Here is a 26,705-nt window from a genome sequence, read left to right as displayed (position 1 = left end):
TATTTCCATTAAAACTATACCATAACCATTATTTATATGCAAATGGAATCAAGTTCTGACAGGCTTTTTACCTATCTAGAAAAGGCTGAGCTGGTTTTGTTCCGGCAGTGATTCAAGAGAGCCTTGTTTATCCAAATATTCAATGAGCGTTTTGGATACTTTCCCCCGTTGCTGCAGATCTTCTTTTGATAAAAATTCTCCCTCTTCCCTTGCCTTAACAATATTTAAAGCCACGTTTGTTCCCAGTCCCGGGATTGAATTAAACGGAGGAATCAAGGAGTTTTCTTCAATGATAAAATCTTTTGCAGCAGATTTATACAGGTCAATCTTTTTGAATGAAAATCCTCTTTCTGTCATTTCAAGGGCAAGTTCAAGAACTGTTAACAGGTTTTTCTCCTTATTTGAAGCTTCAAGACCTTTTGCATTGATTTCCTCAATTTTGGAACGAATGGCTTCGGATCCTCGCGACATGGCTTCAATGTCGAAATCCTCAGCGCGAACCGTGAAATAGGCAGCATAATATAAAAGCGGCAAATGTACTTTAAAATAAGCAATCCTAACAGCCATTAGCACATAGGCTGCAGCATGGGCCTTAGGGAACATATACTTGATTTTTTTACAGGAATCGATATACCACTCCGGTACTTCGTTTTTGCGCATTTCCGCTTCCATTTCTTCGGTTAAACCCTTCCCCTTACGGACCGATTCCATAATTTTAAAAGCAAAGGATGGCTCCAACCCTTGATAGATCAAATACACCATGATATCGTCACGGCAGCCGATTACCTCACTTAGTGTACATGTCTGATTATGAATTAATTCCTGTGCATTCCCAAGCCAGACATCCGTCCCGTGCGATAATCCTGAAATTTGAACAAGCTCGGAAAAGGTTGTTGGTTTCGTATCCTCAAGCATTTGCCGGACAAAGCGCGTCCCAAATTCAGGGATGCCTAGTGTACCGGTTTTACACATGATTTGCTGTTCGGTTACCCCTAATGATTCCGTCCCGCTAAAGATTTTCATTACTTCAGGGTCATCCGTTGGAATCGTTTTTGGATCGATTCCACTAAGATCTTGAAGCATTCTGATGACGGTAGGATCGTCGTGTCCAAGAATATCCAGCTTCAAAACATTATCATGGATGGAATGGAAATCAAAATGGGTTGTTTTCCATTCTGAAGTTTTATCATCTGCCGGAAATTGAATCGGGGTAAAATCATATACATCCATATAATCCGGGATAACGATAATCCCTCCCGGGTGCTGGCCCGTTGTTCTTTTCACGCCCGTGCAACCGGAGGCAAGCCTCTCGATCTCGGCACCTCTTATTTGAAGGTTGTTATCCTGCTGGTAAGCTTTTACGTACCCGAAAGCCGTTTTATCCGCTACGGTTCCAATGGTCCCGGCACGATACACATTGTCTTCACCAAATAGAACTTTTGTATAATTGTGAGCCCTTGGCTGATATTCACCAGAGAAGTTTAAATCGATATCCGGAACTTTGTCCCCTTTGAAACCAAGAAACGTTTCAAACGGAATATCGTGGCCATCCTTCTTGTATTTCGTCCCGCAATTTGGACAAATTTTATCAGGCAGGTCAAATCCCGATCCCACAGAGCCATCATTAAAAAATTCCGAGTTTTTACAGCTAGGACAAATATAATGAGGAGGTAGTGGATTCACTTCGGTAATTTCTGTCATCGTCGCAACAAAGGAAGAACCGACAGAACCACGGGAACCTACGAGGTAACCGTCATCAAGGGATTTTTTTACGAGCTTGTGCGAGATTAAATAAATAACAGCAAAACCGTGCCCGATAATACTTTTCAATTCTTTTTCCAAGCGGGCTTCGACGATTTCAGGAAGCTCCTCACCATAAATCCTTCTGGCCATGGCGTAACTCATTTCCCTCATCTCTTCGTCGGCACCTTCGATTCTCGGTGTATACAAATCATCTTTTATCGGTTTAATCTCTTCAATCATATCAGCAATTTTATTGGTATTCGTCACGACGATTTCCTTTGCTTTTTCCGCCCCTAAAAAGGAAAACGCTTCGAGCATTTCATTTGTGCTTCTAAAATGGACATCGGGAAGTTCGTGTCGGTTCAAGGGGTTTGCGCCGCCTTGTGAATTGATTAATATTTTTCGATAAATTTTATCATTTTCATTTAAATAATGAACATTCCCCGTTGCGACTACCGGAATGCCCAGTTTATCACCCAGCTTGACTACGTTCGAAATAATCTCTTCAAGTGCCTTTTCATTGCGAATTAATTCCATCTCAATTAATGGGGCATACACTTGTTTTGGCATGACTTCTAGATAATCATAAAAACGGGCGTGGGCCTCCACTTCATCAGGCGATTTTTGCATCATTCCTTCAAAAACCTCACCCTTATCACAAGCTGAACCGACAAGGATTCCCTCCCTGTATTTTTGCAGGACGGACCTTGGTATCCGAGGAACGCGATAGTAATAATTAATATGGGAAATAGAGACCAGCTTAAACAAATTCTTCAGACCCAGTTCAGTTTGAGCGAGAAGTGTACAATGATACGGTCTGGCCCGTTGATAAGCATTTCCTTTTCCCATATTATCATTAAATTGATCATGATATTCGATCCCTTTTTCAAGGGCATCCTTTAACATCTTTAACAGTAAATAACCGGTTGCCTCCGCATCGTATATGGCACGGTGGTGCTGGGTTAATTCAATATCGAACTTTTTAGCCAGCGTATTAAGCCGATGATTCTTCATCTCCGGATAAAGAAATCTGCCTAGTTCGAGTGTATCAATAACAGGGTTTTTCGCTTTTTCAAATCCGATCTTTTGATAACCAACGTTGAGAAAGCCCATATCGAAGGATGCATTATGAGCAACTAAAATAGAATCTTCTACCCAGTCCTTAAATTTTAAAAGAACTTCGCCAACCTCTGGTGCATTTTCAACCATATCATCCGTAATTCCTGTTAGATTAATGGTGGTAGCAGACAGTCGATGGTGCGGGTTAGCGAATGATTCAAAGCGGTCGATAATCTCTCCGTTTTTCACTTTAACGGCTGCAAGTTCAATGATCGTATCATAAACGGCTGAAAGACCAGTAGTTTCCACGTCAAAAACAACAAAAGTATCTTCTGCAAGCAAACGGTGTCCATCATTATAGGCAATGGGAACACCATCATCGATTAAATTTGCTTCAAGACCGTAAAGAATTTTGATCCCATTCTTTTTCCCTGCACCATATGCTTCAGGGAACGATTGAAGGATAGCATGGTCGGTAACAGCTATCGCCTTATGACCCCATTTTTTCGCCTGGGCAATCAGGGAGCTGACTGGTGTTACAGCATCCATTTGACTCATCGGAGTATGAAGATGAAGCTCCACACGCTTCTCATCATCAGGTGCTGTATCCTTTCGGCCAATAGGTTTGATTTCGTTTATATCATTACCGATCATCACCAGATCACGGACAAAGGTATCATTTTGAATGCTGCCTCTGACCTTTACCCACATGCCTTTTTTCACATGCTGATAAAGGGCGGCATCCTCTTTATCTCTGGAGAACATTTTAACCATGATGGAGCTTGTATAGTCTGTAATTTTGAACGTTAATAGCGTACGGCCGCTTCTCAGCTCTTTTGTATCCGCATCGAAAATATAGCCTTCAACTGCCACTCTTCGTTCTTCATCATTGATGTCAATCAAATTACGGAAGTCACTATCGTCTTTAATGGTCAACCCAATGGTTAATGGGCCTTCAGGCATATCAGAAGCAGACTGATCTTTTTCAGCTTCTTTCTTTTGCAGTTCCACTAATGCTTGTAAGCCACGTTCTTGATCTTCTTTTTGTTTAGCTAGTAAGAACTGTTCATATTCATCATTTTTTTCATTCGTTTTTATGTCAGTCTCGACGGTTAAGCTTGGAAAACCAAAGGATTGGTATATTTCAGAAATTAATCCACCGTATTTTCGTGTCAATGCTAAACCTTCCGCTTCATTTCGTACAGTTATGGTCACTCTATTCCCATTAACAGAGGGGATGTTTTCATTTAATAACCTTAAAAGAGGCGGGGCGATGCCGTCAATCTGCTGAATGCAATGATTCCAATAACTCAATAATAGTTCCGATGAAAAGCTTCGCTCGGCGACTATTATTTCGTATGAAATACTGGCTATATGTGAAAATTCTCTCTCGAGTTGGGAAGTAAAGCGGATAAATACATTATAAGGAAGGATTTTTTCAAGTGAAAATTGAAAATGCCACTTTCGAGCTTTCTTTTCAACGATAAATCTTTCAATTTGTGCATTTGGAAAGTGCGCAACGACTGCATCTTCATTTAATTTTAGCTGCTGGAGCAAGAGTAGGAATCGCTCTTTTTTTTCATGGGCATGTCCGCTCATCATTCTCTCTCCCATCTATATTCATTCTCTAGATTCCATATGAATTCAAATAGTAATTATATCATATGGCGTTTGTTAATTCGGCTAAATTCGACAGAAAACTTCATCCATTTTTAAACAAAAAAAGAAAAGGTACCATTCGCAGGTACCTTATACTTATAGGAAAAATCTTTGGATGTCATTCCATGTTACGACCAGCATCAGAAGCATAAGAAGGGCAAAGCCAATAAAGTGAACCATTCCTTCTTTTTGGCGGTCAATGGGTTTCCCGCGAACAGCTTCTACAGCAAAAAACAATAATCTTCCGCCGTCAAGAGCCGGTATCGGAAGTAAATTCATTATACCCAAATTAATGCTTAAGATCCCGGCCCATTTCATTAAATAATAAATACCTGATTTGGCTACCGTATCCGTGGCTTGATAAATTCCAACCGGGCCTGATAACATATTGATCGAAAACTGACCCGTTACCAATTTTCCAACCATCGAAATGATTTGCATTGTCCAGGTATATGTATCTTTGAATCCGGACGTAATTGCTTGTACTGGTGACTTTTCAACCGGGTTATATACACCAATAATCCCCATTTTCTTTCCATCTACTGTTTTTTCAACCGGGGTTACTTGGATTTCTTTTTCCTGACTTCCTCTTAAAATAGAGAAATTCAACGGCTTGTTTGGGTTTTTGCGGATAATTTCAACCACATCTTGCCAGCTGGTAATTTCCGCTCCATTAATGCTTTGAACAACATCATTCTTATGAAGTCCAGCCGCTTTAGCTGCCCCATCAGGGGTGATTTCTCCTAATTTATTATCATTTGTTGGCACACCTTGTAAAAAGGCAATAATAACAAAAACGACAAACGCGAGCACAAAGTTCATCATCGGGCCGGCGAAAATAGCCATCGTTCTTTGGCCTAAAGTTTTGGAACCGAATTGACGGTCAATTGGCGCTATTTGTGATGCAATCCCGTTTTCTACGATTACAGCAGTTGGGAGGATCTTAAAGGTTTTTAAGTTTTCTTCCTCATCATCAGGATATCCCTTTATAACAAGTTCACGTTCAATATCTGCATATTCTACTTCCACTATCCGACAATTAGGGAATTTTTCCTTATTATTCAAAATGATTTTATTTACGTTTTCTTCCTTGTCAAACAACAATCCGACCCGATATCCAGGCTTGATTTCCACCATTTCCGGATCTTCACCAGCCATGCGGACAAATCCCCCAATGGGCAATAAGCGAATGGTATAGGTTGTTTCTCCCTTTTTATGGGAGAAGACTTTCGGCCCAAAACCAATGGCAAATTCTCGGCATAATATTCCAGCTCTTTTGGCAAAGACAAAATGGCCTAATTCATGAAAAAAAACAAGTGCGCCAAAGATAATAATAAAGGCAATAACTGTTGTCAAAAATAAAACCACCTTTTTTATAGAAGTGAATGTACAAACTGTCTCGTTTCTTTATCTACTTCTTGAATTTCTGAAAGACTTGGGTGTTCAATGGTTTGATGAGATTGCATCGCTTTCTCGATCAAATCTTCAATTTGTAAGAAACGGATTTTTCCTTCCAAAAATGCAGCGACAGCTATTTCATTTGCTGCGTTCATTACAGTTGGCAAGGTTCCACCTTTTTTTCCTGCTTCATAGGCAAATTGCAAGCAGCGGAAACGTTCAACATTCATTTCTTGAAAATGCAGTTTTCCAATACTAGCCAAATCCAATCTTTTAGAGGAAGGAAGCGGCATTCGGTCAGGATATGAGAGTGCAAATTGTATAGGTACGCGCATATCCGGTGTCCCAAGCTGGGCGATAATACTGCCATCATGAAATTCTACCATCGAATGGATGATGCTTTCTTTATGAAGCAACACATCGATTTTTTCATAAGGTAAATCAAAAAGCCAATGGGCTTCAATTACTTCTAAGCCCTTATTCATCATCGTGGCGGAGTCGATGGTAATTTTTGCGCCCATTGACCAGTTAGGATGATTTAACGCATCTTCCACTGTTACCTCTTCTAGTTCTTGTCGTGATCGGTCGCGAAAGCTTCCTCCAGATGCGGTTAAGATTAATCTTTCGATATTTTTTTGTTTTTCACCTTGAAGTGCCTGAAAAATGGCTGAATGTTCACTATCGACCGGGAGCAATGGGACATTTTTTCTCTTGGCTGCTTTCATGACGAGATGTCCTGCGGTTACCAGTGTTTCTTTATTGGCAATAGCAATCGTTTTACCGCTTTCAATGGCTTGTAATGTCGGGTTTAGACCAACACTGCCAAGCACGGCATTCACAAGAATATCTGCTTCCTCATAAACAGCCGCTTCGATCAGCCCATCTTGCCCAAATGTAAATTTAGTAGATGGAAACTCAGCATTTAAAGTTGCGCAATCCTGATAATCCAACACAGAAACAAGCTTTGGTTTAAATTCATTGATGATTTTTCTTGCCAAGTTAATATTTTTTCCGACTGATATGGCAGCTAAATGAAATTCTGTCGGGTGTTCTCGAATAATATCTAAAGTTTGGGTACCGATTGAGCCAGTTGCACCCAATAAACTAATTGTTTTCAATTTCAAATTCCCTTCCTAAAAAAATTAACTCCAAAGATGGAAAAAGTACAATAACGGCCATACAAACAATAAGCTGTCAAAGCGATCAAGGATTCCCCCATGCCCGGGTAAAATATTTCCGGAATCCTTTATATTAAAATGCCGTTTAAAGGCAGATTCCACCAAATCGCCAATTTGTCCAAAAACAGAAAGGACAACTGTTATGCCCAGTAATGAGATCCATGTCGTATTGATATTTGAAAGTAATGAAAATAATAAAGCGATGATTAAAGCACAAACTACACCGCCAATGGAACCTTCAACAGTCTTATTTGGGCTTATTTCTGGCCATAATTTCGTTTTGCCTAAGGCTTTTCCAATGAAATAAGCACCTGAATCCGTAGCCCAAATCATAAATAAGGAATAAAAAATGTAGGCAAGCCCACCTTCCAGGCGGGTTTCCATAAAGAAATAAAATCCGATTCCGACATATATGGCAGCAAGAATCGAAAATGCGGCATCTTCAAATGTAAAGCTATTTTTTGTTATCACAGTAAACGTTAATAATAACAGGATTAAACCGATGGCTAACTCCGTTTTGGAATAATGAAATGTATCAAATATATGATAATACTTGCTTGGGAATAAAATGACCCAGAGAAATAAAAGTGATAACAGTCCCGTCACTGAAAAAAAAGACAAATTTTTCATTTTTAATAATTCATACAACCCTATGGTGGCCAGAAAATACGATAAAAGCACGAATGGAAGTCCGCCGATAAAAACAAGGGGAACAAATAGGGCTGCTGCTATGACTCCTGTTATGATTCTTTGCTTCATTTAAAAGTTCAACACCTTTGTCATTCTTGAATGATTAAACTCCTCCAAACCGGCGCTGGCGATGCTGGAATACTTCAATCGCTTCCAGTAAATGCTCTTCACTAAAATCCGGCCATAAGACATCAGTAAACCAAAACTCTGTATAAGCTAATTGCCATAGCATAAAATTGCTTAAGCGAATTTCTCCGCTTGTTCGAATTAATAGATCCGGGTCCAACATATTGGATGTCATTAAATAGGAGGAAAAGGTTTCCTCATCTATGTCATTCTCTTTCATTATACCACTGCTGCAATCATTTAAGACTTTTTTCACTGCGTCAATTATTTCAGCCCGACTGCCATAATTCAAGGCAAAATTCAGGATTAGTCCGTTATTGTTCTTCGTTTCTTCAATAGCTTTTTCTATAGCATGTAATGTATGTATAGGGAGTTGATCTTTATATCCCATCATTTTCACTTGAACATTCTCTTCAATTAATTCAGGCAGGAAGGTACCTAAAAACTCCTCAGGTAATTTCATGATATACTCTACTTCAGTTCTGGGACGTTTCCAATTCTCAGTCGAAAAAGCATATAAGGTAAGAGTTTTAATTCCAAGTTTATTAGCGAGCCTTGTCGTTTTACGAACAACCTTCATCCCTTCATGGTGGCCAGCAACGCGCGGTAAGGCTCTCTTTTTAGCCCATCGTCCATTGCCATCCATGATGATGGCAACATGTTGAGGGATTGGTAACTTTTTTATTTCTTCTATTCTTTCTCGGAGTGTGGAAGAGTTATTTTGATTCTTCCATAGCCTTATTTTATTAAACATGATAATGCTCCTCCAAATTAAGTTAATCATATACTCCGATAATAGATCCTGTTAAACGGTGAACCGGAAATGCATGCATATATCATACCAAAAAAGTAAAAAGATATCTTCTAATAACTAACTTATGTAAAGTAAAAGGGATTCAGAATAATAGTTAATACTGTTATTGCTTTTTAAAATGGTTAAAAATAGAGAAAAAACCCCCTATAATAGAGGGTCACCTAAAATGTAATGACTTACACTTCCATAATTTCTTTTTCTTTATCTTTTGTAATTTGATCAATTTTATTGATGTTTTCATCTGTTAACTTTTGAATGTCATCAGAGTATCCACGAAGTCCATCTTCTGTAATATCGCCTTTTTTCTCTAACTTTTTCAAGTCTTCATTCGCATCACGGCGGATATTGCGGATAGCAATTTTCGCTTCTTCCGATTCTTTTTTTACGAGTTTCACAAGTTCTTTCCGGCGCTCTTCCGTTAATTGTGGAATGGCAAGTCGGATTAACATTCCATCATTAGTCGGATTCAAACCCAAATCTGATTTTAGGATTGCTTTTTCAATATCACCTAAAATGGATTTATCATACGGTTGAATAACAAGCAGCCTTGCTTCAGGAGTTGTGATTCCTGCTAATTGATTCACAGGTGTAGGTGCTCCGTAATAATCTACCGTTATTCGGTCTAACAGGGACGCACTGGCTCTGCCTGCACGAATGCTGGCAAGTTCACGAGTATATGCTTGTATCCCTTTTGACATTCTATCCTTTGCATTCGCGATCACTTGTTGTGCCATTAATTTTTCCCCCTAACGATTGTTCCAATTTTTTCACCCAGTACGGCGCGCTTAATATTTCCTTGTTCCATAATTGAGAAAACGATAAGTGGAATGTCATTATCCATACATAATGATGAAGCAGTGGAGTCCATAACTGCCAATCCTTCTTTAATTACATCCAAGTAGGATAGTTCTTCATATTTTGTCGCCTCTTTATCAAAGCGCGGATCTGCTGAATATACACCGTCAACATTGTTTTTTGCCATGAGGATAACTTCCGCATCAATCTCAGCTGCTCTTAATGCAGCCGTTGTATCAGTTGAGAAATATGGATTTCCTGTACCTGCAGCAAAAATGACGACACGTTTCTTCTCTAAATGTCTGATTGCACGACGTCTAATATATGGCTCGGCAACTTGTCGCATTTCAATTGAGGTTTGAACACGGGATTCGATCCCCAGATGTTCTAAGCTGTCCTGGAGTGCTAGAGAGTTCATGACAGTAGCGAGCATCCCCATATAGTCTGCTGTGGCACGATCCATGCCCATTTCGCTGCCAATCTTCCCTCGCCAAATATTGCCTCCGCCTACAACAACTGCAACTTCAACACCAAGCTCTGCTATTTCTTTCACTTGAATGGCAATCGATTTAATAACGGAAGGTTTAATTCCAAAGCTCGATTCTCCCGCTAGTGCTTCCCCGCTCAATTTTAAAACAACCCGATTGTACTTAGGACCACTCATATAAACCTCCGAAATATGTAATAACTTTTTTCTTCAAAAATAGGGAACACAATGTGCTCCCTATTCAAATTATTTTTTATTTACTTGGTTCATAACTTCTTCTGCGAAGTTATCTTCACGTTTTTCAATGCCTTCGCCTACTCCATAGCGAATGAATTCACGAACTTTTGCACCTTTAGATTCAACAAATTGACGTACTTTTTGATCTGGGTTCTTAACAAATGTTTGATCAAGGACACATACATCTTCGAAATATTTTCCAAGACGGCCTTCAACCATTTTCGCCACGATATTTTCAGGCTTTCCTTCGTTAAGTGCTTGTTGTGTTAATACTTGGCGCTCACGCTCAACTTCTTCTTGTGATACTTGATCACGAGAAACATATTTTGGATTTAATGCGGCAATATGCATTGATACATCTTTTGCTACATCGGAATCAGTTGTTCCTTCAAGAACAGTTAATACAGCAATGCGGCCGCCCATGTGAAGGTATGCACCGAAAGCGTCGTTATTTGTTTTTGAAACAATTGTGAAACGGCGTAGTGAAAGTTTTTCACCAATTTTAGCAATTGCTGCATTGATGTGTTCAGCAACAGTAGTACCGTTTTCCATTGTTTGTTGCTCTGCTTCTTCTACAGTTGCAGGTTTGTTTTTAAGAAGATGTGTGCCAATTTCTTTAACAAGCGTTTGGAAACCTTCGTTTTTCGCAACGAAATCTGTTTCAGAGTTTACTTCAAAGATAACAGCGTCGTTACCTTCAGTTGAAATAGCCGCCAATCCTTCAGCAGCAATACGGTCAGCTTTTTTAGCAGCTTTAGCGATTCCTTTTTCACGTAGGAAATCAATCGCTTTTTCCATATCACCATCAGTTTCAGTAAGCGCCTTTTTACAATCCATCATTCCTGCGCCTGTTTTTTCACGTAGTTCTTTAACCATTTGAGCAGTAACTGCCATAATCTATTTCCTCCTTTAATTCTATGTACTCTACTTCTATCATAGCCATTGTGACCTAAGAATAAATGTAATTCTCTAAAAAAAGGTGATAAAGGGTCTCCCTCTTATCACCTTTTTAATAAGTCACTCTTATGCTTCTTGTGCTACTTCTTCACCTTGTTTAGCTTCAAGAATAGCGTCTGCCATTTTACCTGTTAAAAGTTTAACAGCGCGGATCGCATCATCGTTTGCAGGAATTACAACATCGATTTCATCTGGATCACAGTTTGTATCAACAATACCTACGATAGGAATGTTTAGTTTCTTAGCTTCAGCAACTGCGATACGCTCTTTGCGAGGGTCGATGATGAATAGTGCATCTGGAAGCTGTTTCATATCTTTAATTCCGCCTAGGAATTTTTCAAGACGTTCTTGTTCTTTCTTTAATTGAACAACCTCTTTTTTAGGTAGTACTTCGAAAGTACCGTCTTCTGACATTCTTTCAATATCTTTTAAGCGGCCAATACGCTTTTGGATTGTTTCGAAGTTTGTTAATGTACCGCCTAACCAGCGTTGGTTCACATAATATTGACCAGAACGGCCTGCTTCTTCTTTAACAGAATCTTGAGCTTGTTTCTTTGTACCAACGAAAAGAACTGTTCCGCCGTTACCAGCAAGTTCCTTTACCCAGTTATAAGCTTCTTCTACCTTCTTAACTGTTTTTTGAAGGTCGATGATATAGATGCCGTTACGCTCAGTGAAGATATATTTCTTCATCTTAGGGTTCCAACGACGAGTTTGGTGTCCAAAATGTACACCAGCTTCAAGCAATTGCTTCATAGAAATGACTGACATGTTTTTTCCTCCTAATGGTTTTGATTTCCTCCGCTTATCTCATCTTTAGCCAAAAACTGTTTAAGAACAGCACCATCTGGATAAATCAATAAGCGTGTGTAATAACACCATGAAATAATATAGCACATGTAGGGATGACTTTCAAGTAATACTTACATAAAAATAAAAACTCCCTTGTGGAAAACTCCGACAAGGGAATGATGAATCATTAATTTGATCTTAATTTATCTAATTCAACCAGGAACTTATCATTTAAAACTTTAATATAGGTTCCTTTCATTCCAAGTGAACGAGATTCGATGACCCCGGCACTTTCTAGCTTTCTTAATGCGTTAACGATCACAGAGCGTGTGATTCCGACACGGTCAGCAATTTTTGATGCGACTAATAGGCCTTCATGACCGTTTAGCTCCTCAAAAATATGTTCAATAGCTTCTAATTCACTATAAGATAATGAGCTGATCGCCATTTGAACAACAGCTTTACTGCGTGCTTCTTCTTCAATTTCCTCTGATTTTTCACGTAAAATTTCCATACCAACAACTGTCGCGCCGTATTCAGCAAGGATGAGATCATCATCATGGAATTTTTCATGCAATCTTGCAAGAATTAATGTACCTAAGCGTTCCCCGCCGCCAATGATGGGAACGATCGTCGTTAATCCCTCAACGAACAAATCTTTATTCTCAACCGGGAATGCGGTATATTCACTTTCAATATCAAGATTAGAAGAAGTTTCTTGAATATTAAATAGCCCTTTTGTATATTCTTCAGGGAATTGACGGTCCTCAAACATTTTTTTCATGCGTTCATTTTCGATTTGCTGGTAAACGGCAAATCCAAGCAATTTTCCGCGACGGCTGACAACGAAAATATTGGATTCAATAATTTCGCTTAATGTTTCAGACATTTCCTTAAAGTTAACTGGCTTGCCGGCAGCTTTTTGCAATAAAGCATTAATTTTTCTTGTTTTAGTAAGTAAATCCATCTGTTTCTTCCTCCTAATTAACTGCAACCATTATGAAATTTTATAGTAATACGTTCATTTCCACGTATTAGGATCTTTGTTTTTATAGAATAAACTGGCTTAAATCCTTATTTTTGGAGATGGCTCCAAGTTTTTCATCCACATATTGTGGAGTGATCGTGATTTTATCCAATGTAATATCAGGCGCTTCAAAGGAAAGGTCTTCTAAAAGCTTTTCTAAAATAGTGTGAAGACGTCTTGCACCGATATTATCGGTATTTTGATTCACTTCAAAAGCCACTTCAGCAATTCTACGAATAGCATCGTCAGAAAATTCAATTTGTATACCTTCTGTTTCCAATAATGCCTGATATTGTTTGATAAGCGCATTATCCGGTTCAACCAGGATTCTAAAGAAGTCATCTATCGTTAATTTTGTCAGTTCAACACGAATCGGGAAACGCCCCTGCAATTCTGGAATCAAGTCAGATGGCTTTGCCATATGGAATGCTCCTGCAGCAATAAATAATATATGATCCGTTTTAACAGATCCATATTTAGTCACCACTGTTGAACCTTCGACAACCGGTAGAATATCTCGTTGAACACCTTCTCGGGAAACATCTGCCGAGGAGCCGCCGGAATTTTTACTTGCGATCTTATCAATTTCATCAATAAAAATGATCCCTGTCTGCTCGGCACGATAGACGGCTTCAGACGTTACTTCATCCATATCAATGAGCTTGCTGGCTTCTTCGCTTGTCAAAACTTTTCTCGCTTCGCGAACCGTTAATTTTCGTTTCTTGCGCTTTTTCGGCATAAAGCTGCTCAATGCATCCTGCATATTCATGCCCATTTGTTCAATTCCAGACCCTTGAAGCATATCGAACATGGAAGGCGTTTGTTCTTCCACTTCAACCGTCACCATTTCATCCTCTAATTGACCAAGTGCAAGCTTTTCCTTGACAATTTTCCGCTTTTCATTCACTGAGTAATCATCTGTGTTCTGAGCGTCATGATTGGTATCCGTATTTCCACCGCCAAATAACATCTCGAGCGGGTTTTTATACGTATTGGTTTTTTTCGACGATGGAACGATTAATTCGACTAGTCTTGCATTTGCATTTTCTTCGGCCCGTTCTTTCACACTAAGCATCCGATCTTCTTTTACTAACCTAACGGCCGTTTCAACAAGGTCTCTTACCATTGATTCAACATCACGGCCTACATACCCAACCTCAGTGAACTTAGTCGCTTCAACTTTTATAAAAGGAGCACCAACCAGCTTTGCAATTCTTCGGGCAATTTCCGTTTTACCGACACCGGTAGGTCCGATCATTAAAATATTTTTGGGGATGATCTCATCCCGTAATTTTTCATTTAATAATCCTCTTCTGTATCGATTTCTTAAAGCAACTGCTACTGCCTTTTTGGCGTCCTTCTGTCCGATAATATATTGATCAAGCCTTTCAACGATCTGGCGAGGGGTTAAATTTGTTGTTTTTCCCATTGATTAATTGGTCTCCTTCCCGTTATAGCTCTTCAACAATAATGTTGTGGTTCGTATACACACAGATTTCAGCAGCTATTTCTAAAGAAGCTTTAGCAATTTCCTTGGCCGTTAAATGTTCGCCTGAATATTTTTTTAATGATCTCCCTGCAGCTAAGGCGTAATTTCCACCTGAACCAATTGCAATAATGCCATCATCAGGCTCAATCACCTCACCTGTACCGGATACGAGCAACAGGCTTTCACGATCCATCACAATCAGCATGGCTTCAAGCTTCCTCAGCATTTTATCATTTCGCCATTCCTTCGCTAGCTCAACAGCCGCTCTTTGCAGGTTTCCGTTGTATTCTTCAAGTTTTGCTTCAAATAATTCGAACAAAGTGAATGCATCGGCAACTGAACCGGCAAATCCGGCCAGTACCTTCCCATTAAATATCTTTCGAACCTTTCTTGCTGTGTGTTTCATCACTACTGCATTGCCAAATGTCACCTGACCATCTCCGGACATTGAACATTCACCCTTATGATGAATGGCGAAGATCGTTGTAGCATGAAATTGTTCCATTAATTGTTCCACCTCTTTTAAAGAGTTTTCAATTTTATTCGTATCAAATGAAGAAATATACTGTACTCTAGAAAATTATGAAAACTTTATTCATTTATGCCCTAGGATGATGGGACATATACGTTTTTATTTAGTGTTCATCTATTACACGTCGCTTTTCACAAAAAAAGCTTCCACTACATTTTCATATGTATATACTCAACATCAATAATTGACTGCTGCTTGCTCAGATATGAACGTAATGAAACCACTGAAAACAAGTTGATAATATTTAATTGTATTCTGAGTAATTCTTCTCCATTTGTAAATACACGATCAACAATGTTAATAAAACCTTCACATTTGTCATTCGATTCAGCTCACAAGGGCTACTAAATAGTATCACACTTCTATAGCCCTTGCAATAAATTTTACAAAACTTTCACAAAGTTCTGAATTGTTTCTAAGGCTCGATTTGCATGCTGCAGGTTTCTTTCCTGTTTCCCTTTAATTCGAACTGGAAGTTCCGGGAATAAACCAAAATTGGCATTCATCGGTTGAAAATTAGCTGGATTTGCTGTTGTAATATAGCGTGCCATGCTGCCGATTGCGGTTTCCGCCGGAAACTCAACCGTTTCTTTCCCATCAATAAATCGAGCGGCGTTTATTCCTGCAATCAAGCCGCTGGCTGCTGATTCTACATAGCCTTCGACACCGGTCATTTGACCGGCAAAAAATAAATCTTCACGATTCCGGAATTGATAGGTTGCCTTTAACACTTTCGGAGAATTGATAAACGTATTCCGGTGCATTACACCATAGCGGATAATTTCTGCATTTTCAAGTCCCGGAATCAGGCTGATTACTTCTTTTTGTGCTCCCCATTTTAAATGTGTTTGAAAGCCAACGATATTAAATAAGGTTCCTGCCGCATCATCCTGCCTTAGCTGAACAACGGCAAAGGGGCGTTTTCCCGTTTTCGGATCCTCTAGTCCCACTGGCTTTAATGGACCAAATAGCATCGTTTTCTTGCCGCGCGCAGCCATAACCTCAATCGGCATGCAGCCTTCAAAAAAAACTTCCTTTTCAAATTCCTTGACGGGGGCTGTTTCAGCCGAAACAAGCGCTTCATAGAATCGAGTGAACTCTTCCTCATTCATGGGACAATTTAAATAGGCCGCTTCACCTTTATCATACCGTGATTTCAAATAGACTTTATTCAGATCGATGCTTTCTTTTTCAATGATCGGAGCAGCAGCGTCATAGAAATAAAGATAATCCTCACCTGTAAGCTTTTTCAACTCCTCCGATAATGCCGGACTTGTTAATGGGCCTGTTGCAATAACAGTTGGACCTTCCGGAATTTCGGTTATTTCCTGATTAACTACCGTCACGTTTTCATGGTTTTTAACCATCTCCGTAACTTTAGCCGCGAATTCATGGCGATCGACGGCTAAAGCCCCGCCTGCCGGCACTGAACAGGCATCAGCGGCGGCTATAATAACCGAATCAAGCTTTCTCATTTCTTCTTTTAATACTCCAACTGCATTGGTTAATGTATTGGCTCTTAATGAGTTACTGCAAACTAATTCGGCAAATTTATCAGTATGATGCGCAGGGGTTTGCTTCACTGGACGCATCTCAAAAAGGCGGACCTTTTTGCCCCGCTTGGCAATTTGCCAGGCGGCTTCACTTCCTGCAAGCCCTGCACCAATTACATTTATGGTAACATCGTTCATGGTTGACCTCCTGAATTCATTCTTTTTGTCATTTACACAGATAATATTACTCTTCCCTCAGGTCAAGTCCATATTGCATTGTACTATAGGTTGCCTAAAGAAAAAAGTCATTTGATTAAAACAAAAGGAAAAGAGTGAGCTTTGCCCACTCTTTAGCTTTGCTGTTCTTCCTTGTAGTCACATTCAGTGCATTGTACTTGAACACCTTTTTTAAGCTTCTTTTCTACAAGTAGCCCTTCGCATTTGGGGCAGCTTCTTGGCAGCGGTTTATCCCAAGAAATAAAATCACACTCTGGAAAATGGGTGCAGCCATAGAACAATCTTTTTTTCTTACTTTTGCGTTCGACGATTGTTCCTTCCTTACACTTCGGACAAGTAATCCCGATTTCTTTCACAATTGGCTTTGTATTCCGGCAATCCGGGAAATTGCTGCATGCCATAAATTTCCCATATCTGCCCATTTTAAACACCATCGGATTACCGCATTCTTCGCAATCCTCTCCGGCAGGTTCATCTTTTATTTCTATTTTTTCCATTTCCTGTTCCGCTATTTTTAAATGGGTTTCAAACTCTTTGTAAAATGCATCAATCAGATTTATCCAAGTCATTTTCCCATCTTCAATATGGTCTAAACCTTTTTCCAATCTCGCTGTAAATTCCACATCTATGATGTCAAGGAAAAAATCCGCCATCACTTCATGCACGATTTCACCAAGCTCAGTTGGAATAAAGCGTTTATTGTCTAAAGCCACATATCCTCTTTTTTGAATCGTATCCAATGTCGGAGCATATGTAGAGGGACGCCCTATTCCCTGCTCTTCAAGTGTTTTGACAAGCCGTGCTTCTGTATATCTAGGAGGCGGCTGAGTAAAATGCTGCTTCGGGTCTATATCTTTTTGGAGGACCAAATCTCCCTCTTTAAGGTCAGGAAGCATATTATCTTTTTCATCTACTTGATCATCGGTGCCTTCAACATACACTTTCATAAACCCGGGAAATTTCACCTTTGAACCTGTTGATCTGAAAATCACACGGCCATTTTGTAAATCAACACTCATGGTATCCATTACTGCCTGTGCCATTTGGCTGGCAATAAAGCGGTCCCATATTAGTTTATATAGGCGGAATTGGTCTCTAGATAGAAAATCTTTCAAGCTGTTCGGATCCCTCATCGTGCTAGTTGGGCGTATGGCCTCATGGGCATCCTGAGCGTTTGTTTGTTTTTTCTCTTTTCTTTGCTCTTCTTTTAAATAATTTTCTCCGTATTCTGAACGGATATAGTTGGCAGCCTCGGCTTGGGCAATTTCTGAAATACGGGTGGAGTCTGTTCTCATATAAGTAATCAGACCAATTGTACCCTCTTTGCCGAGTTCAATTCCTTCGTAAAGCTGCTGGGCAAGCATCATCGTTTTCTTGGCACGGAAATTCAGCTTTCTTGCCGCTTCTTGCTGCAACGACGAAGTAATAAACGGCGGTGCCGGATTACGCTTTCGTTCTTTTTTTGTAACCGCAATCACTTTAAATTGATTGCCTTCCATTTTGCTTAGAACATTCTGAACATCTGCCTCAGACTTTAATTCCGACTTTTCTTCACCGGCCATCGAATGAAAAAGAGCACGGAAATGATTTTTCCCCTTAAAAACTTCCCCTTCAATGGTCCAATATTCTTCCGGGATAAAGGCTTTAATTTCCTTTTCGCGGTCAATAATTAACCGGACGGCAACGGATTGAACCCTTCCTGCACTTAAGCCCTTTTTCACCTTTTTCCATAGTAGCGGGCTAATATTATAGCCGACAAGACGATCAAGAATTCGTCGTGCCTGCTGTGCATCAACTAAATCCATATTGATCGGACGGGGATGTTTAAACGACTCTTTAATCGCATCTTTTGTAATTTCATTAAAAACAACCCGGCAATCTGAATGAATATCCACATCCAAACTATGAGCTAAATGCCAAGCAATTGCTTCCCCTTCGCGATCAGGGTCAGCTGCGAGAAAAACTTTTTTAGCTTTTTTTGCGGCTGATTTTAATTCCTTTAAAACAGGTCCTTTACCGCGAATGGTAATATATTTAGGCTCAAAGCTATTTTCGACATTGACACCCATTTGGCTGCGTGGCAGGTCGCGTACATGTCCCATCGATGCTTTCACTTTATATTTATTTCCAAGATAGCGTTCGATTGTTTTCGCTTTTGCAGGTGATTCAACGATTACAAGAAACTCTGACATTCAAAAATCCTCCTTAAGAGGGGTATAAGAAATGTGAAAGCGACCAGTTGGTGGCTGCTTACAATTTGATAAGTTTTCCTTAAATTCCAATATAACTACTTGGAGGGGAGAAAATACTTTACAAAAATGCCTTATCCCGATTTTATTCAATATATTGATTAGGTCTTTAACCATTTAAATAACATAAAGTCGTTTTAACCAAGTTATGCAAAAAGTGAATTTAAAATATCCATTATTATTGTACATAACATAAGAACTTGTCAATGAACAAGCCATTAGATGTTAACGTTTACTGATGGAAAATGTATAACATAATAGAAATAATTTCAAGTCTTTTTTGCTTATTTCTTCGTTTCTTTTGAAAAAACCTCTTAAAAATGAAGCACTTATTCCTAATTAATTACTTTTTATCCTTAATTATTGTCAATCTCTTCTAAAATATCCGCTGCATTTGTAACAAGCTTCGCTCCTGCCTGTATAAGTTCATTTGTTCCAATTGAAAAAGGATTAAAGATACTGCCAGGTAATGAGAAAACATCACGACCTTCATTAACTGCATAGTTTGCTGTTATGAGAGAGCCGCTCTTTCTTTTTGCCTCTATAATAAAAGTTCCTTTTGAAAGTCCGCTGATAATTCGATTCCTTGCAGGGAAATGCCACCGGAGCGGCTTCGTATCGGGAGGATATTCGGAGATGATCAACTGGGATTTCATTAATTCGATAGCGAGACTCATATTTTCCTTTGGGTAAATATGATATATTCCGCCGGCAATCACAGCGATTGTGTTTCCGCCATTCTTAATGGCATATTCATGGGCAAGCGCGTCAATCCCTTTAGCCATACCGCTCACAATGAGAACACCTTTTTCAATTAATTCAGGGAAAATGAGCCTGATGGCATTTCGGCCATATTGGGTTGCCTGACGCGATCCAACCACAGCAAGTTTAGGTTCCTTATTCAGAAGGGAAATATCACCTTTAGCAAATAGTGCCCATGGCGGCTGGTAAATTTCCTTTAAAATTTTAGGGTATTCCTTATCAAAAATGGAAATCACGGAAATATCATTTATATCGTATTGGCGTATTTGTTCATGAATGATTTCAGTAGTGTTATTTAGGGAATTGGGTGATTTGGGAGAATTCACGGGGGTGCCGATAAGTGCCGGTGGACGGAACTGGTATATTGATTGAAGTGATGGGTCCTTTTTTAGCAATTGGTATACTCCATTCCATGAAATATTAGGATAATGGAGTACATGAATCAATTTTTCTTTAAAGTCATCCATATAAAATCTCCTTTTCAATTTTTTAAGGAAAGAGAAATAGCCCCTCATGTTATGAGGGACTATCTGTTAATCTTGGTGAATATTAGTGTGTTTTACATTTTTCATAAAGGCCTTGCTCTTTTAATACTTCGATTAACGTTTCTCCCATTACTGATGGAGTGTCCGCAACTTTAATGCCGCATTCGTTCATGACACGGATTTTTTCATCTGCAGTTCCTTTACCGCCGGAAATAATCGCACCAGCATGGCCCATACGCTTTCCTGGAGGTGCTGTACGGCCGCCGATAAAGCCTACAACAGGTTTTGTCATATTAGCTTTAACCCACTCAGCAGCTTCTTCTTCTGCTGTACCGCCGATTTCACCAATCATAATAACCGCATAGGTGTCAGGATCTTCGTTAAAAGCTTTTAAACAATCGATAAAGTTGGTTCCATTTACAGGGTCTCCGCCGATACCAACGGCTGTTGTTTGGCCGATACCTGCTTGTGTTAATTGGTGAACAGCTTCATACGTTAATGTACCAGAGCGGGAAACAACGCCAACGTGGCCTTTTGTATGAATATAGCCTGGCATGATGCCAATTTTACATTCATCCGCTGTAATAACACCTGGACAGTTTGGACCTACTAAACGGGTCTTCTTGCCTTCCATATAGCGTTTAACCTTTACCATATCCAATACTGGAATATGTTCAGTAATACAGATGACAAGATCTAACTCAGCATCTACGGCTTCGATAATAGAATCTGCTGCAAATGGTGCTGGAACATAAATAACGGAAGCATTGGCACCAGTAGCATCCACAGCTTCTTTAACTGTATTGAAAACAGGTACTCCCTCTACCTCTTGTCCGCCTTTACCAGGAGAAGTTCCACCAACGATTTTCGTACCATATTCAAGCATTTGTTGTGTATGAAAACGGGCTGTTCCGCCTGTAATCCCTTGAACAATAACTTTCGTATCTTTATTAATAAAAACGCTCACGTTAATACCCCTTTCTTTACGATCCTATTTCACTAATGAAACGATTTTTTGTGCTCCGTCTGCCATGGATTCAGCAGCTGTAATGTTTAGACCAGATTCAGCCAGAATCTTCTTGCCCAAGTCTACATTTGTTCCTTCTAAACGAACAACAAGAGGAATGGAAAGACCTACTTGTTTAGCTGCTTCAACAACTCCCTCAGCAATAACATCACACTTCATGATTCCGCCGAAGATATTGACAAAAATACCTTTAACGTTTGGATCAGAAAGGATAATTTTGAATGCTTCTGTTACCTTTTCAGCTGTCGCACCGCCGCCAACATCAAGGAAGTTCGCTGGATCACCGCCATAATGCTTAACGATATCCATCGTTGCCATTGCAAGACCGGCTCCGTTAACCATACAACCGATGTTTCCATCAAGTGCAATATAGCTTAAGTCATATTTAGAAGCTTCGATTTCTTTTGGATCCTCTTCTTCAAGGTCGCGATACGCTAAAACGTCTTTTTGACGGTATAATGCATTGGAATCAAAGTTTAATTTGGCATCCAACGCCATAACTTTACCATCACCTGTCACTACCAATGGGTTGATTTCAGCAATAGAGCAGTCCTTTTCAATGAAAGCATTGTAAAGACCTGTCATGAATTTAACCGCTTGACCCACTAATTCTTTTGGAATATTGATATTAAAAGCAATACGACGGGCTTGGTAAGGCATTAAACCAAGAACAGGATCGATCTCTTCTTTAAAAATTTTCTCAGGTGTTTTAGCCGCAACTTCCTCAATTTCTGTACCGCCTTCTTCAGATGCCATTAATACAACATGAGAAGTTGCACGATCTAATACTAACCCGACATAATATTCTTTTTTGATGTCGCAGCCTTCTTCAATAAGGAGACGCTTAACTTCCTTACCTTCAGGGCCTGTTTGGTGTGTTACCAATGTTTTACCTAAGATTTCGTTAGCATATGTACGAACCTCTTCAAGGTTTTTAGCGACTTTAACTCCACCGGCTTTACCCCTTCCGCCTGCATGGATTTGTGCTTTTACGACACATACTTGTGTCCCTAGTTCTTTTGCAGCTTCAACTGCTTCTTCAACAGTGAAGGCTACTTTTCCATTCGGAACAGCTACCCCGAAATTCTTGAGGATCTCTTTGCCTTGATACTCATGGATATTCATTTCCCATCCTCCTATCAAACTCTTCAAAAATTGACTCCGTTTTCATTTTATATAATGACACATACCTTGTCCACCATAATGCAAAAATTACTTTATAAAAATAATAAACAGGCTAGGCCTGTTTATTAGAATGATGCTCCTATACCCTTTTTATGTCTGGTTTTTAAAATAATTTTAATTGCTCGGCTGCAACTGTTTCTTTAATCGGAGCAAAGCTTTTTCGGTGATGGGGAGTGATTCCGTGCTTCTCGATGGCAAGGATATGCTCTTTTGTCCCGTAACCCATATTTTGATGAAATCCGTATTGAGGATATTCTATTGCCAATTCCTTCATCAGCCGGTCTCTGGCGACTTTTGCAATAATGGATGCAGCCGCAATGGAAACACTTTTGGCATCACCTTTTATGATGGACTCAGAGGGAAAGGGGGTATCGAGCTTCATCGCATCGATCAGCAGGAAATCAGGCTTCACCTTTAAAGAAGCAATTGCTGAATTCATTGCCTTTTTGGTCGCTTCATAAATATTAATTTCATCGATAACACTGGGTTGAATCATCGATATACTGATCGCGATTGCTTCTTTTTGAATGATTTCGTTAAACTCTTCCCGTTTTTTTTCCGTCAGCTTTTTGGAATCATCAATTCCTGACAAAAAGAAGCCTTCTGGTAAAATAACAGCGGCACACACCACCGGCCCTGCTAATGGCCCCCTGCCGACCTCATCAACCCCCGCCAGGAAATGAAAACCTTGGGCGCGGTATTTTCTTTCATAATGATTCATTTCGTTGAATTTATCGATCCGGTATTTTTCTTGCATCCGCTGTTTTTTCCACTTTTCGAGCTCTTTTTGGACACCTTTTCGCTCGTCCTTTTCAACTTCTGCTATAAATGGGTCAGAATCATCTAAAATGGTCGATAATTGTTCTTCAACCTGTTTGATGGATAATTTCTGCATATTAGCCTTCCTCATTCAACGAAAAATCGGTTGGTTTTTCAAGGGATAATCGCCCAAATTTTTCTGAACGAATTTCCCGGATGACAAGCTCAGCTACTTTATCGTAATCGACTACGCCGCCGCCCATTAAGCAGCCGCGGAGCTCGCCGATATGATCAAATAATTCAACAACATCCTCAGGAACTGCTTCCAGCTGATAACGCTCTTTTAATCGTTCCGGATAGACTTTTTCTAAAAAATGAATCGTATAGATTGTCAAATCCTGCAGGTTCAATAAGGTATCTTTTATTGCACCCGTAATCGCCAGCTTCCTGCCAACCTCTTGATCCTCAAATTTCGGCCACAAAATACCCGGTGTATCTAATAATTCCATTTCTTTCCCGACTTTAATCCATTGTTGGGACTTGGTCACACCTGGAGTATTACCGGTTTTAGCGATATTTCTTTTCGCTAAACGATTAATGAGCGTGGATTTCCCTGCATTTGGAATCCCTACAATCATCGCGCGGATCGCTCTCGGTTTAACACCCTTTGCTTTTAAGCGGTCAAATTTTTCCTTTAATATTTCTTGTGAGGCCTGAAGAATATCCCTCATCCCTTCTCCGGCATGGGAATTAATGGCGAGCGCCTTTATTCCTTTTTCAGCAAAAAAGGCAATCCATTCCCTTGTTATCTCTTTATCAGCCATATCGGCTTTATTTAATAGAACCAGTCTTGGCTTATGCTGGATGATTTCATCAATCATCGGATTTCTTGAAGAATACGGAATCCTAGCATCGACCAACTCAAAAATAATATCTACCAGCTTTAATTTTTCCGTGACCTCTCTGCGAGCCTTGGCCATATGACCTGGAAACCATTGGATCGTCAAATTAGCCACCACCTCTCAAATTACTATTTCACTTTTACGATATGAGCATCCTTTAACGGCCAGTATACAAAGCTCGTTTTGCCGATCACCTTGCTTAGCGGTATTGTTCCAATATGACGGCTGTCCTTACTGTAACGGCGATTATCACCCATTACAAATAACTGGCCTTTTGGAACTGTATCACGGCCGATTATTTCTTTTAATGTAAACGGCGCAGTTAACGGTCCGCCCTGTGCTTCTTTTTTATATTGATCCAAATATGGTTCCTTATATGCTTTACCATTTACATATAAAGTATCATTCTTATACTCGATTCTATCCCCTGGAAGCCCAATAACACGTTTTATGTAATCCTTCCCTTCAGGAGCGTGAAACACAATAATATCAAATCGCTTCGGCTGGCCAATTTCATAACTTAACTTATTGACGATCATTCTGTCCTGGTTGTGCAGTGTCGGCATCATTGATAATCCGTCAACGACGATTGGAGCAAATAGGAAATATCGAATAACGGCTGCCAGTATAACAGCAATTAAAAGAGCTTTTGTCCATTCCCACAGTTCATTTTTCTTTTTAGCCATAAAAATCCCCACCAATCTTTTTTGCAAAAAATATATACTAATGCATATTTTACATAAGTTCCTTACTTTTAACACGATGGGACGAATTTTTTTAATTAAACTTTAATAGTTCGTTCAAAATCAGCCATATTTCTGAAATTTCGATAAAAAAAAGAGCCTGCAGAGCAAGCTCTTTTTTTTTCATATTAGCGAATTTCTTTAATTCTTGCTTTTTTACCGCGTAGCTTACGCAAGTAATATAGCTTAGCACGGCGAACTTTACCGCGGCGAATTACTTCAAGCTTAGCAATTTTTGGTGTGTGAACAGGGAAAGTACGCTCAACGCCTACTCCATAAGAAACTTTACGAACTGTAAAAGTTTCGCTAATTCCACCACCACGACGCTTAATCACTACACCTTCAAATAACTGAATACGCTCACGAGTACCCTCGATAACTTTTACGTGTACACGTACAGTGTCACCAGGACGGAAAGCAGGAAGATCAGTGCGAAGTTGCTCTTGTGTGATTTCTTTAATTAATTGTTGCATCGTTTTCAACTCCTTCCGAACAGACGCTCATGCATATCTAAATACGATTTCATTGCAGCGGAACATCGTTATAAGACCAATACTGAAACGAATCAGCTTAAGTCACAAGAAGTATCTTAACATAAATGCCTATTCTATGCAATACTACTCGTATTCTTTTTTAACTTCGCTCAGCCATTTTTCCTGCTCTTTAGTCAAGTCAATCTTTTCAAAAAGATCCGGACGGCGCAGCAGGGTTCTGCGTAATGCTTCCTTATTTCGCCACTCCTCTATCAGCTTATGATTACCTGATAACAATACATCTGGAACCTTCATTCCGCGAAAATCGGCTGGTCTAGTGTAATGGGGATGTTCAAGTAATCCAGTGCTGAATGAGTCTTTCATATGGGATTCTTCGTTTCCTAATACTTCCGGAAGCAGCCGGACAACACTATCAATGATAACCATTGCGCCAAGCTCACCGCCGGTCAAAACATAGTCACCGATCGAAATCTCATCTGTCACAATATGCTCTCGGATTCTTTCATCATAGCCTTCATAATGTCCGCAAATAAAAAGCAGATGCTCTTCTTTTGCTAACTCCTCCGCTTTCCTTTGGTCAAAGCGGGTGCCTTGCGGACAAAGGAGGATGACCTTTGTTTGCTTAGCTGCGGCCTTTTCTTTTAAATCGGCTACTGCATCGAAAATGGGCTGCGGTTTTAAGACCATGCCCGCTCCTCCGCCGTATGGATAGTCATCGACAGTGTTATGCTTGTTATCGGCATAGTCGCGGAAATTGACGACATTATAGTGGACGGCCTCTTTATCAGCCGCCTTTTGTAAAATCGATTGACCTAAAACCCCTGTAAACATTTCTGGAAAAAGGGTGAGAACGTCAATTTTCATCATGATAGTAACCCTTCGATTGGTTCGATTAATATCACTTTTTCCTTCACATCAACCTTTTTGACCACATCATGTATATAGGGAATTAAGAGCTCTTTTCCGCCTTTTCCTTTAACAACCCAAACATCATTGGCACCAGGAGAAAGTATTTCCGTTACCTTTCCAATTTCCTCTCCTCTTACTGTAGCAACGAGGCAGCCGATGATTTCATGATAATAAAATTCATCTTCATTTAATGTCCCAAGCTGTGATTCCGGTACCTTCAGAATCCCGTCGCGGAACTTTTCCACTTCATTGATATTTTCAAAGCCTTCAAACGTTAACAGGTCAAAATTCTTATGGCTTCGATGTGTTTTGACTGTTAATTCAATGGGGCTGTTGGACTTTGGCATAAATAAAAACAAAATATTTCCCGCCTTATACCGTTCTTCAGGAAAATCTGTTTTAGATATGACACGGACTTCTCCTTTAATTCCATGGGTGTTTACGATCTTTCCGACATTAAACCATTTTTCCATAGGG

23 protein-coding genes are annotated in these 26,705 nt (G+C 39.7%); all 23 read right to left on the bottom strand.

The features are described from left to right. Window positions 1-75 precede the first annotated feature (75 nt). The gene (locus ACZ5XR_RS06915; RefSeq protein ID WP_464502247.1) at window positions 76-4,401 is read right to left on the bottom strand and encodes a PolC-type DNA polymerase III; all 4,326 of its coding nucleotides are present in this window, start codon (window positions 4,399-4,401) and stop codon (window positions 76-78) included. A gap of 156 nt (window positions 4,402-4,557) precedes the next feature. After that, entirely contained in the window at window positions 4,558-5,817 is a 1,260-nt protein-coding gene (rseP, locus tag ACZ5XR_RS06910) for an RIP metalloprotease RseP (protein WP_464500931.1), read from the bottom strand. 17 nt (window positions 5,818-5,834) lie between these two features. Beyond that, window positions 5,835-6,977 (bottom strand): 1-deoxy-D-xylulose-5-phosphate reductoisomerase, encoded by a 1,143-nt coding sequence (gene dxr / locus ACZ5XR_RS06905; RefSeq protein WP_464502246.1) that lies wholly within the window; start codon window positions 6,975-6,977, stop codon window positions 5,835-5,837. 24 nt (window positions 6,978-7,001) lie between these two features. After that, entirely contained in the window at window positions 7,002-7,796 is a 795-nt protein-coding gene (locus ACZ5XR_RS06900; protein WP_464500930.1) for a phosphatidate cytidylyltransferase, read from the bottom strand. A 34-nt stretch (window positions 7,797-7,830) separates the two neighbouring features. Next, on the bottom strand, window positions 7,831-8,607 hold the full coding sequence (locus ACZ5XR_RS06895) for an isoprenyl transferase (RefSeq protein WP_464500929.1): 777 nt from the start codon (window positions 8,605-8,607) through the stop codon (window positions 7,831-7,833). A gap of 236 nt (window positions 8,608-8,843) precedes the next feature. Then, window positions 8,844-9,401, bottom strand: coding sequence for a ribosome recycling factor (gene frr, locus ACZ5XR_RS06890; protein ID WP_464500928.1), 558 nt, complete (start codon window positions 9,399-9,401; stop codon window positions 8,844-8,846). Beyond that, a complete protein-coding gene (gene pyrH / locus ACZ5XR_RS06885) occupies window positions 9,401-10,126 on the bottom strand; it encodes a UMP kinase (protein ID WP_464500927.1) in 726 nt (241 codons plus the stop codon). The genes frr and pyrH overlap by 1 nt, the downstream gene beginning before the upstream one ends. Window positions 10,127-10,195: 69 nt before the next feature. Beyond that, window positions 10,196-11,080: a translation elongation factor Ts gene (gene tsf, locus ACZ5XR_RS06880; RefSeq protein WP_464500926.1), complete on the bottom strand. Its 885-nt coding sequence runs from the start codon at window positions 11,078-11,080 to the stop codon at window positions 10,196-10,198. 129 nt (window positions 11,081-11,209) lie between these two features. Continuing rightward, the gene (gene rpsB / locus ACZ5XR_RS06875; RefSeq protein ID WP_464500925.1) at window positions 11,210-11,914 is read right to left on the bottom strand and encodes a 30S ribosomal protein S2; all 705 of its coding nucleotides are present in this window, start codon (window positions 11,912-11,914) and stop codon (window positions 11,210-11,212) included. Window positions 11,915-12,122: 208 nt separating this feature from the next. Beyond that, entirely contained in the window at window positions 12,123-12,902 is a 780-nt protein-coding gene (gene codY, locus ACZ5XR_RS06870) for a GTP-sensing pleiotropic transcriptional regulator CodY (RefSeq protein WP_464500924.1), read from the bottom strand. Window positions 12,903-12,984: 82 nt separating this feature from the next. Then, a complete protein-coding gene (gene hslU, locus ACZ5XR_RS06865; RefSeq protein ID WP_464500923.1) occupies window positions 12,985-14,391 on the bottom strand; it encodes an HslU--HslV peptidase ATPase subunit in 1,407 nt (468 codons plus the stop codon). Between the two features lie 22 nt (window positions 14,392-14,413). Beyond that, window positions 14,414-14,956, bottom strand: a complete 543-nt coding sequence (gene hslV / locus ACZ5XR_RS06860) for an ATP-dependent protease subunit HslV (RefSeq protein WP_464500922.1) — start codon at window positions 14,954-14,956, stop codon at window positions 14,414-14,416. Between the two features lie 410 nt (window positions 14,957-15,366). Further along, entirely contained in the window at window positions 15,367-16,674 is a 1,308-nt protein-coding gene (gene trmFO / locus ACZ5XR_RS06855; protein WP_464500921.1) for an FADH(2)-oxidizing methylenetetrahydrofolate--tRNA-(uracil(54)-C(5))-methyltransferase TrmFO, read from the bottom strand. Between the two features lie 152 nt (window positions 16,675-16,826). After that, window positions 16,827-18,905 carry a type I DNA topoisomerase gene (topA, locus tag ACZ5XR_RS06850; RefSeq protein WP_464500920.1) on the bottom strand — a complete coding sequence of 693 codons (2,079 nt, stop codon included), beginning with the start codon at window positions 18,903-18,905 and terminating at the stop codon, window positions 16,827-16,829. Window positions 18,906-19,318: 413 nt separating this feature from the next. Continuing rightward, window positions 19,319-20,191 (bottom strand): DNA-processing protein DprA, encoded by an 873-nt coding sequence (dprA, locus tag ACZ5XR_RS06845; RefSeq protein WP_464500919.1) that lies wholly within the window; start codon window positions 20,189-20,191, stop codon window positions 19,319-19,321. 82 nt (window positions 20,192-20,273) lie between these two features. Then, complete coding sequence (gene sucD, locus ACZ5XR_RS06840; RefSeq protein ID WP_464500918.1) at window positions 20,274-21,176, bottom strand: succinate--CoA ligase subunit alpha; 903 nt, start codon at window positions 21,174-21,176, stop codon at window positions 20,274-20,276. 24 nt (window positions 21,177-21,200) lie between these two features. Beyond that, window positions 21,201-22,361: an ADP-forming succinate--CoA ligase subunit beta gene (gene sucC / locus ACZ5XR_RS06835; protein WP_464500917.1), complete on the bottom strand. Its 1,161-nt coding sequence runs from the start codon at window positions 22,359-22,361 to the stop codon at window positions 21,201-21,203. A gap of 163 nt (window positions 22,362-22,524) precedes the next feature. Then, entirely contained in the window at window positions 22,525-23,316 is a 792-nt protein-coding gene (locus ACZ5XR_RS06830) for a ribonuclease HII (RefSeq protein WP_464500916.1), read from the bottom strand. Between the two features lies 1 nt (window position 23,317). Next, window positions 23,318-24,187, bottom strand: coding sequence for a ribosome biogenesis GTPase YlqF (gene ylqF, locus ACZ5XR_RS06825; protein ID WP_464500915.1), 870 nt, complete (start codon window positions 24,185-24,187; stop codon window positions 23,318-23,320). A gap of 23 nt (window positions 24,188-24,210) precedes the next feature. Next, window positions 24,211-24,768, bottom strand: coding sequence for a signal peptidase I (gene lepB / locus ACZ5XR_RS06820; RefSeq protein ID WP_464500914.1), 558 nt, complete (start codon window positions 24,766-24,768; stop codon window positions 24,211-24,213). A gap of 185 nt (window positions 24,769-24,953) precedes the next feature. Further along, entirely contained in the window at window positions 24,954-25,298 is a 345-nt protein-coding gene (rplS, locus tag ACZ5XR_RS06815) for a 50S ribosomal protein L19 (protein WP_464500913.1), read from the bottom strand. Between the two features lie 144 nt (window positions 25,299-25,442). Next, on the bottom strand, window positions 25,443-26,183 hold the full coding sequence (gene trmD, locus ACZ5XR_RS06810; protein ID WP_464502245.1) for a tRNA (guanosine(37)-N1)-methyltransferase TrmD: 741 nt from the start codon (window positions 26,181-26,183) through the stop codon (window positions 25,443-25,445). After that, on the bottom strand, window positions 26,183-26,701 hold the full coding sequence (rimM, locus tag ACZ5XR_RS06805; RefSeq protein ID WP_464500912.1) for a ribosome maturation factor RimM: 519 nt from the start codon (window positions 26,699-26,701) through the stop codon (window positions 26,183-26,185). The genes trmD and rimM overlap by 1 nt, the downstream gene beginning before the upstream one ends. Window positions 26,702-26,705 lie beyond the last annotated feature (4 nt).

Source organism: Neobacillus sp. Fa239 (genome assembly GCF_055395235.1).
Note: the sequence above shows the minus strand (reverse complement) of the source record. Positions and strands in the feature narration are given on the sequence as shown.

What these genes read in the sequence shown, in the direction of transcription:
- ACZ5XR_RS06915 (WP_464502247.1), bottom strand. Translation starts at nt 4,401, where the DNA reads ATGAGCGGACATGCCCATGAAAAAAAAGAGCGATTCCTACTCTTGCTC.
- ACZ5XR_RS06900 (WP_464500930.1), bottom strand. Translation starts at nt 7,796, where the DNA reads ATGAAGCAAAGAATCATAACAGGAGTCATAGCAGCAGCCCTATTTGTT.
- ACZ5XR_RS06895 (WP_464500929.1), bottom strand. Translation starts at nt 8,607, where the DNA reads ATGTTTAATAAAATAAGGCTATGGAAGAATCAAAATAACTCTTCCACA.
- frr (WP_464500928.1), bottom strand. Translation starts at nt 9,401, where the DNA reads ATGGCACAACAAGTGATCGCGAATGCAAAGGATAGAATGTCAAAAGGG.
- pyrH (WP_464500927.1), bottom strand. Translation starts at nt 10,126, where the DNA reads ATGAGTGGTCCTAAGTACAATCGGGTTGTTTTAAAATTGAGCGGGGAA.
- tsf (WP_464500926.1), bottom strand. Translation starts at nt 11,080, where the DNA reads ATGGCAGTTACTGCTCAAATGGTTAAAGAACTACGTGAAAAAACAGGC.
- rpsB (WP_464500925.1), bottom strand. Translation starts at nt 11,914, where the DNA reads ATGTCAGTCATTTCTATGAAGCAATTGCTTGAAGCTGGTGTACATTTT.
- codY (WP_464500924.1), bottom strand. Translation starts at nt 12,902, where the DNA reads ATGGATTTACTTACTAAAACAAGAAAAATTAATGCTTTATTGCAAAAA.
- hslU (WP_464500923.1), bottom strand. Translation starts at nt 14,391, where the DNA reads ATGGGAAAAACAACAAATTTAACCCCTCGCCAGATCGTTGAAAGGCTT.
- hslV (WP_464500922.1), bottom strand. Translation starts at nt 14,956, where the DNA reads ATGGAACAATTTCATGCTACAACGATCTTCGCCATTCATCATAAGGGT.
- trmFO (WP_464500921.1), bottom strand. Translation starts at nt 16,674, where the DNA reads ATGAACGATGTTACCATAAATGTAATTGGTGCAGGGCTTGCAGGAAGT.
- topA (WP_464500920.1), bottom strand. Translation starts at nt 18,905, where the DNA reads ATGTCAGAGTTTCTTGTAATCGTTGAATCACCTGCAAAAGCGAAAACA.
- dprA (WP_464500919.1), bottom strand. Translation starts at nt 20,191, where the DNA reads ATGGATGACTTTAAAGAAAAATTGATTCATGTACTCCATTATCCTAAT.
- sucC (WP_464500917.1), bottom strand. Translation starts at nt 22,361, where the DNA reads ATGAATATCCATGAGTATCAAGGCAAAGAGATCCTCAAGAATTTCGGG.
- ACZ5XR_RS06830 (WP_464500916.1), bottom strand. Translation starts at nt 23,316, where the DNA reads ATGCAGAAATTATCCATCAAACAGGTTGAAGAACAATTATCGACCATT.
- lepB (WP_464500914.1), bottom strand. Translation starts at nt 24,768, where the DNA reads ATGGCTAAAAAGAAAAATGAACTGTGGGAATGGACAAAAGCTCTTTTA.
- rplS (WP_464500913.1), bottom strand. Translation starts at nt 25,298, where the DNA reads ATGCAACAATTAATTAAAGAAATCACACAAGAGCAACTTCGCACTGAT.
- trmD (WP_464502245.1), bottom strand. Translation starts at nt 26,183, where the DNA reads ATGAAAATTGACGTTCTCACCCTTTTTCCAGAAATGTTTACAGGGGTT.
- rimM (WP_464500912.1), bottom strand. Translation starts at nt 26,701, where the DNA reads ATGGAAAAATGGTTTAATGTCGGAAAGATCGTAAACACCCATGGAATT.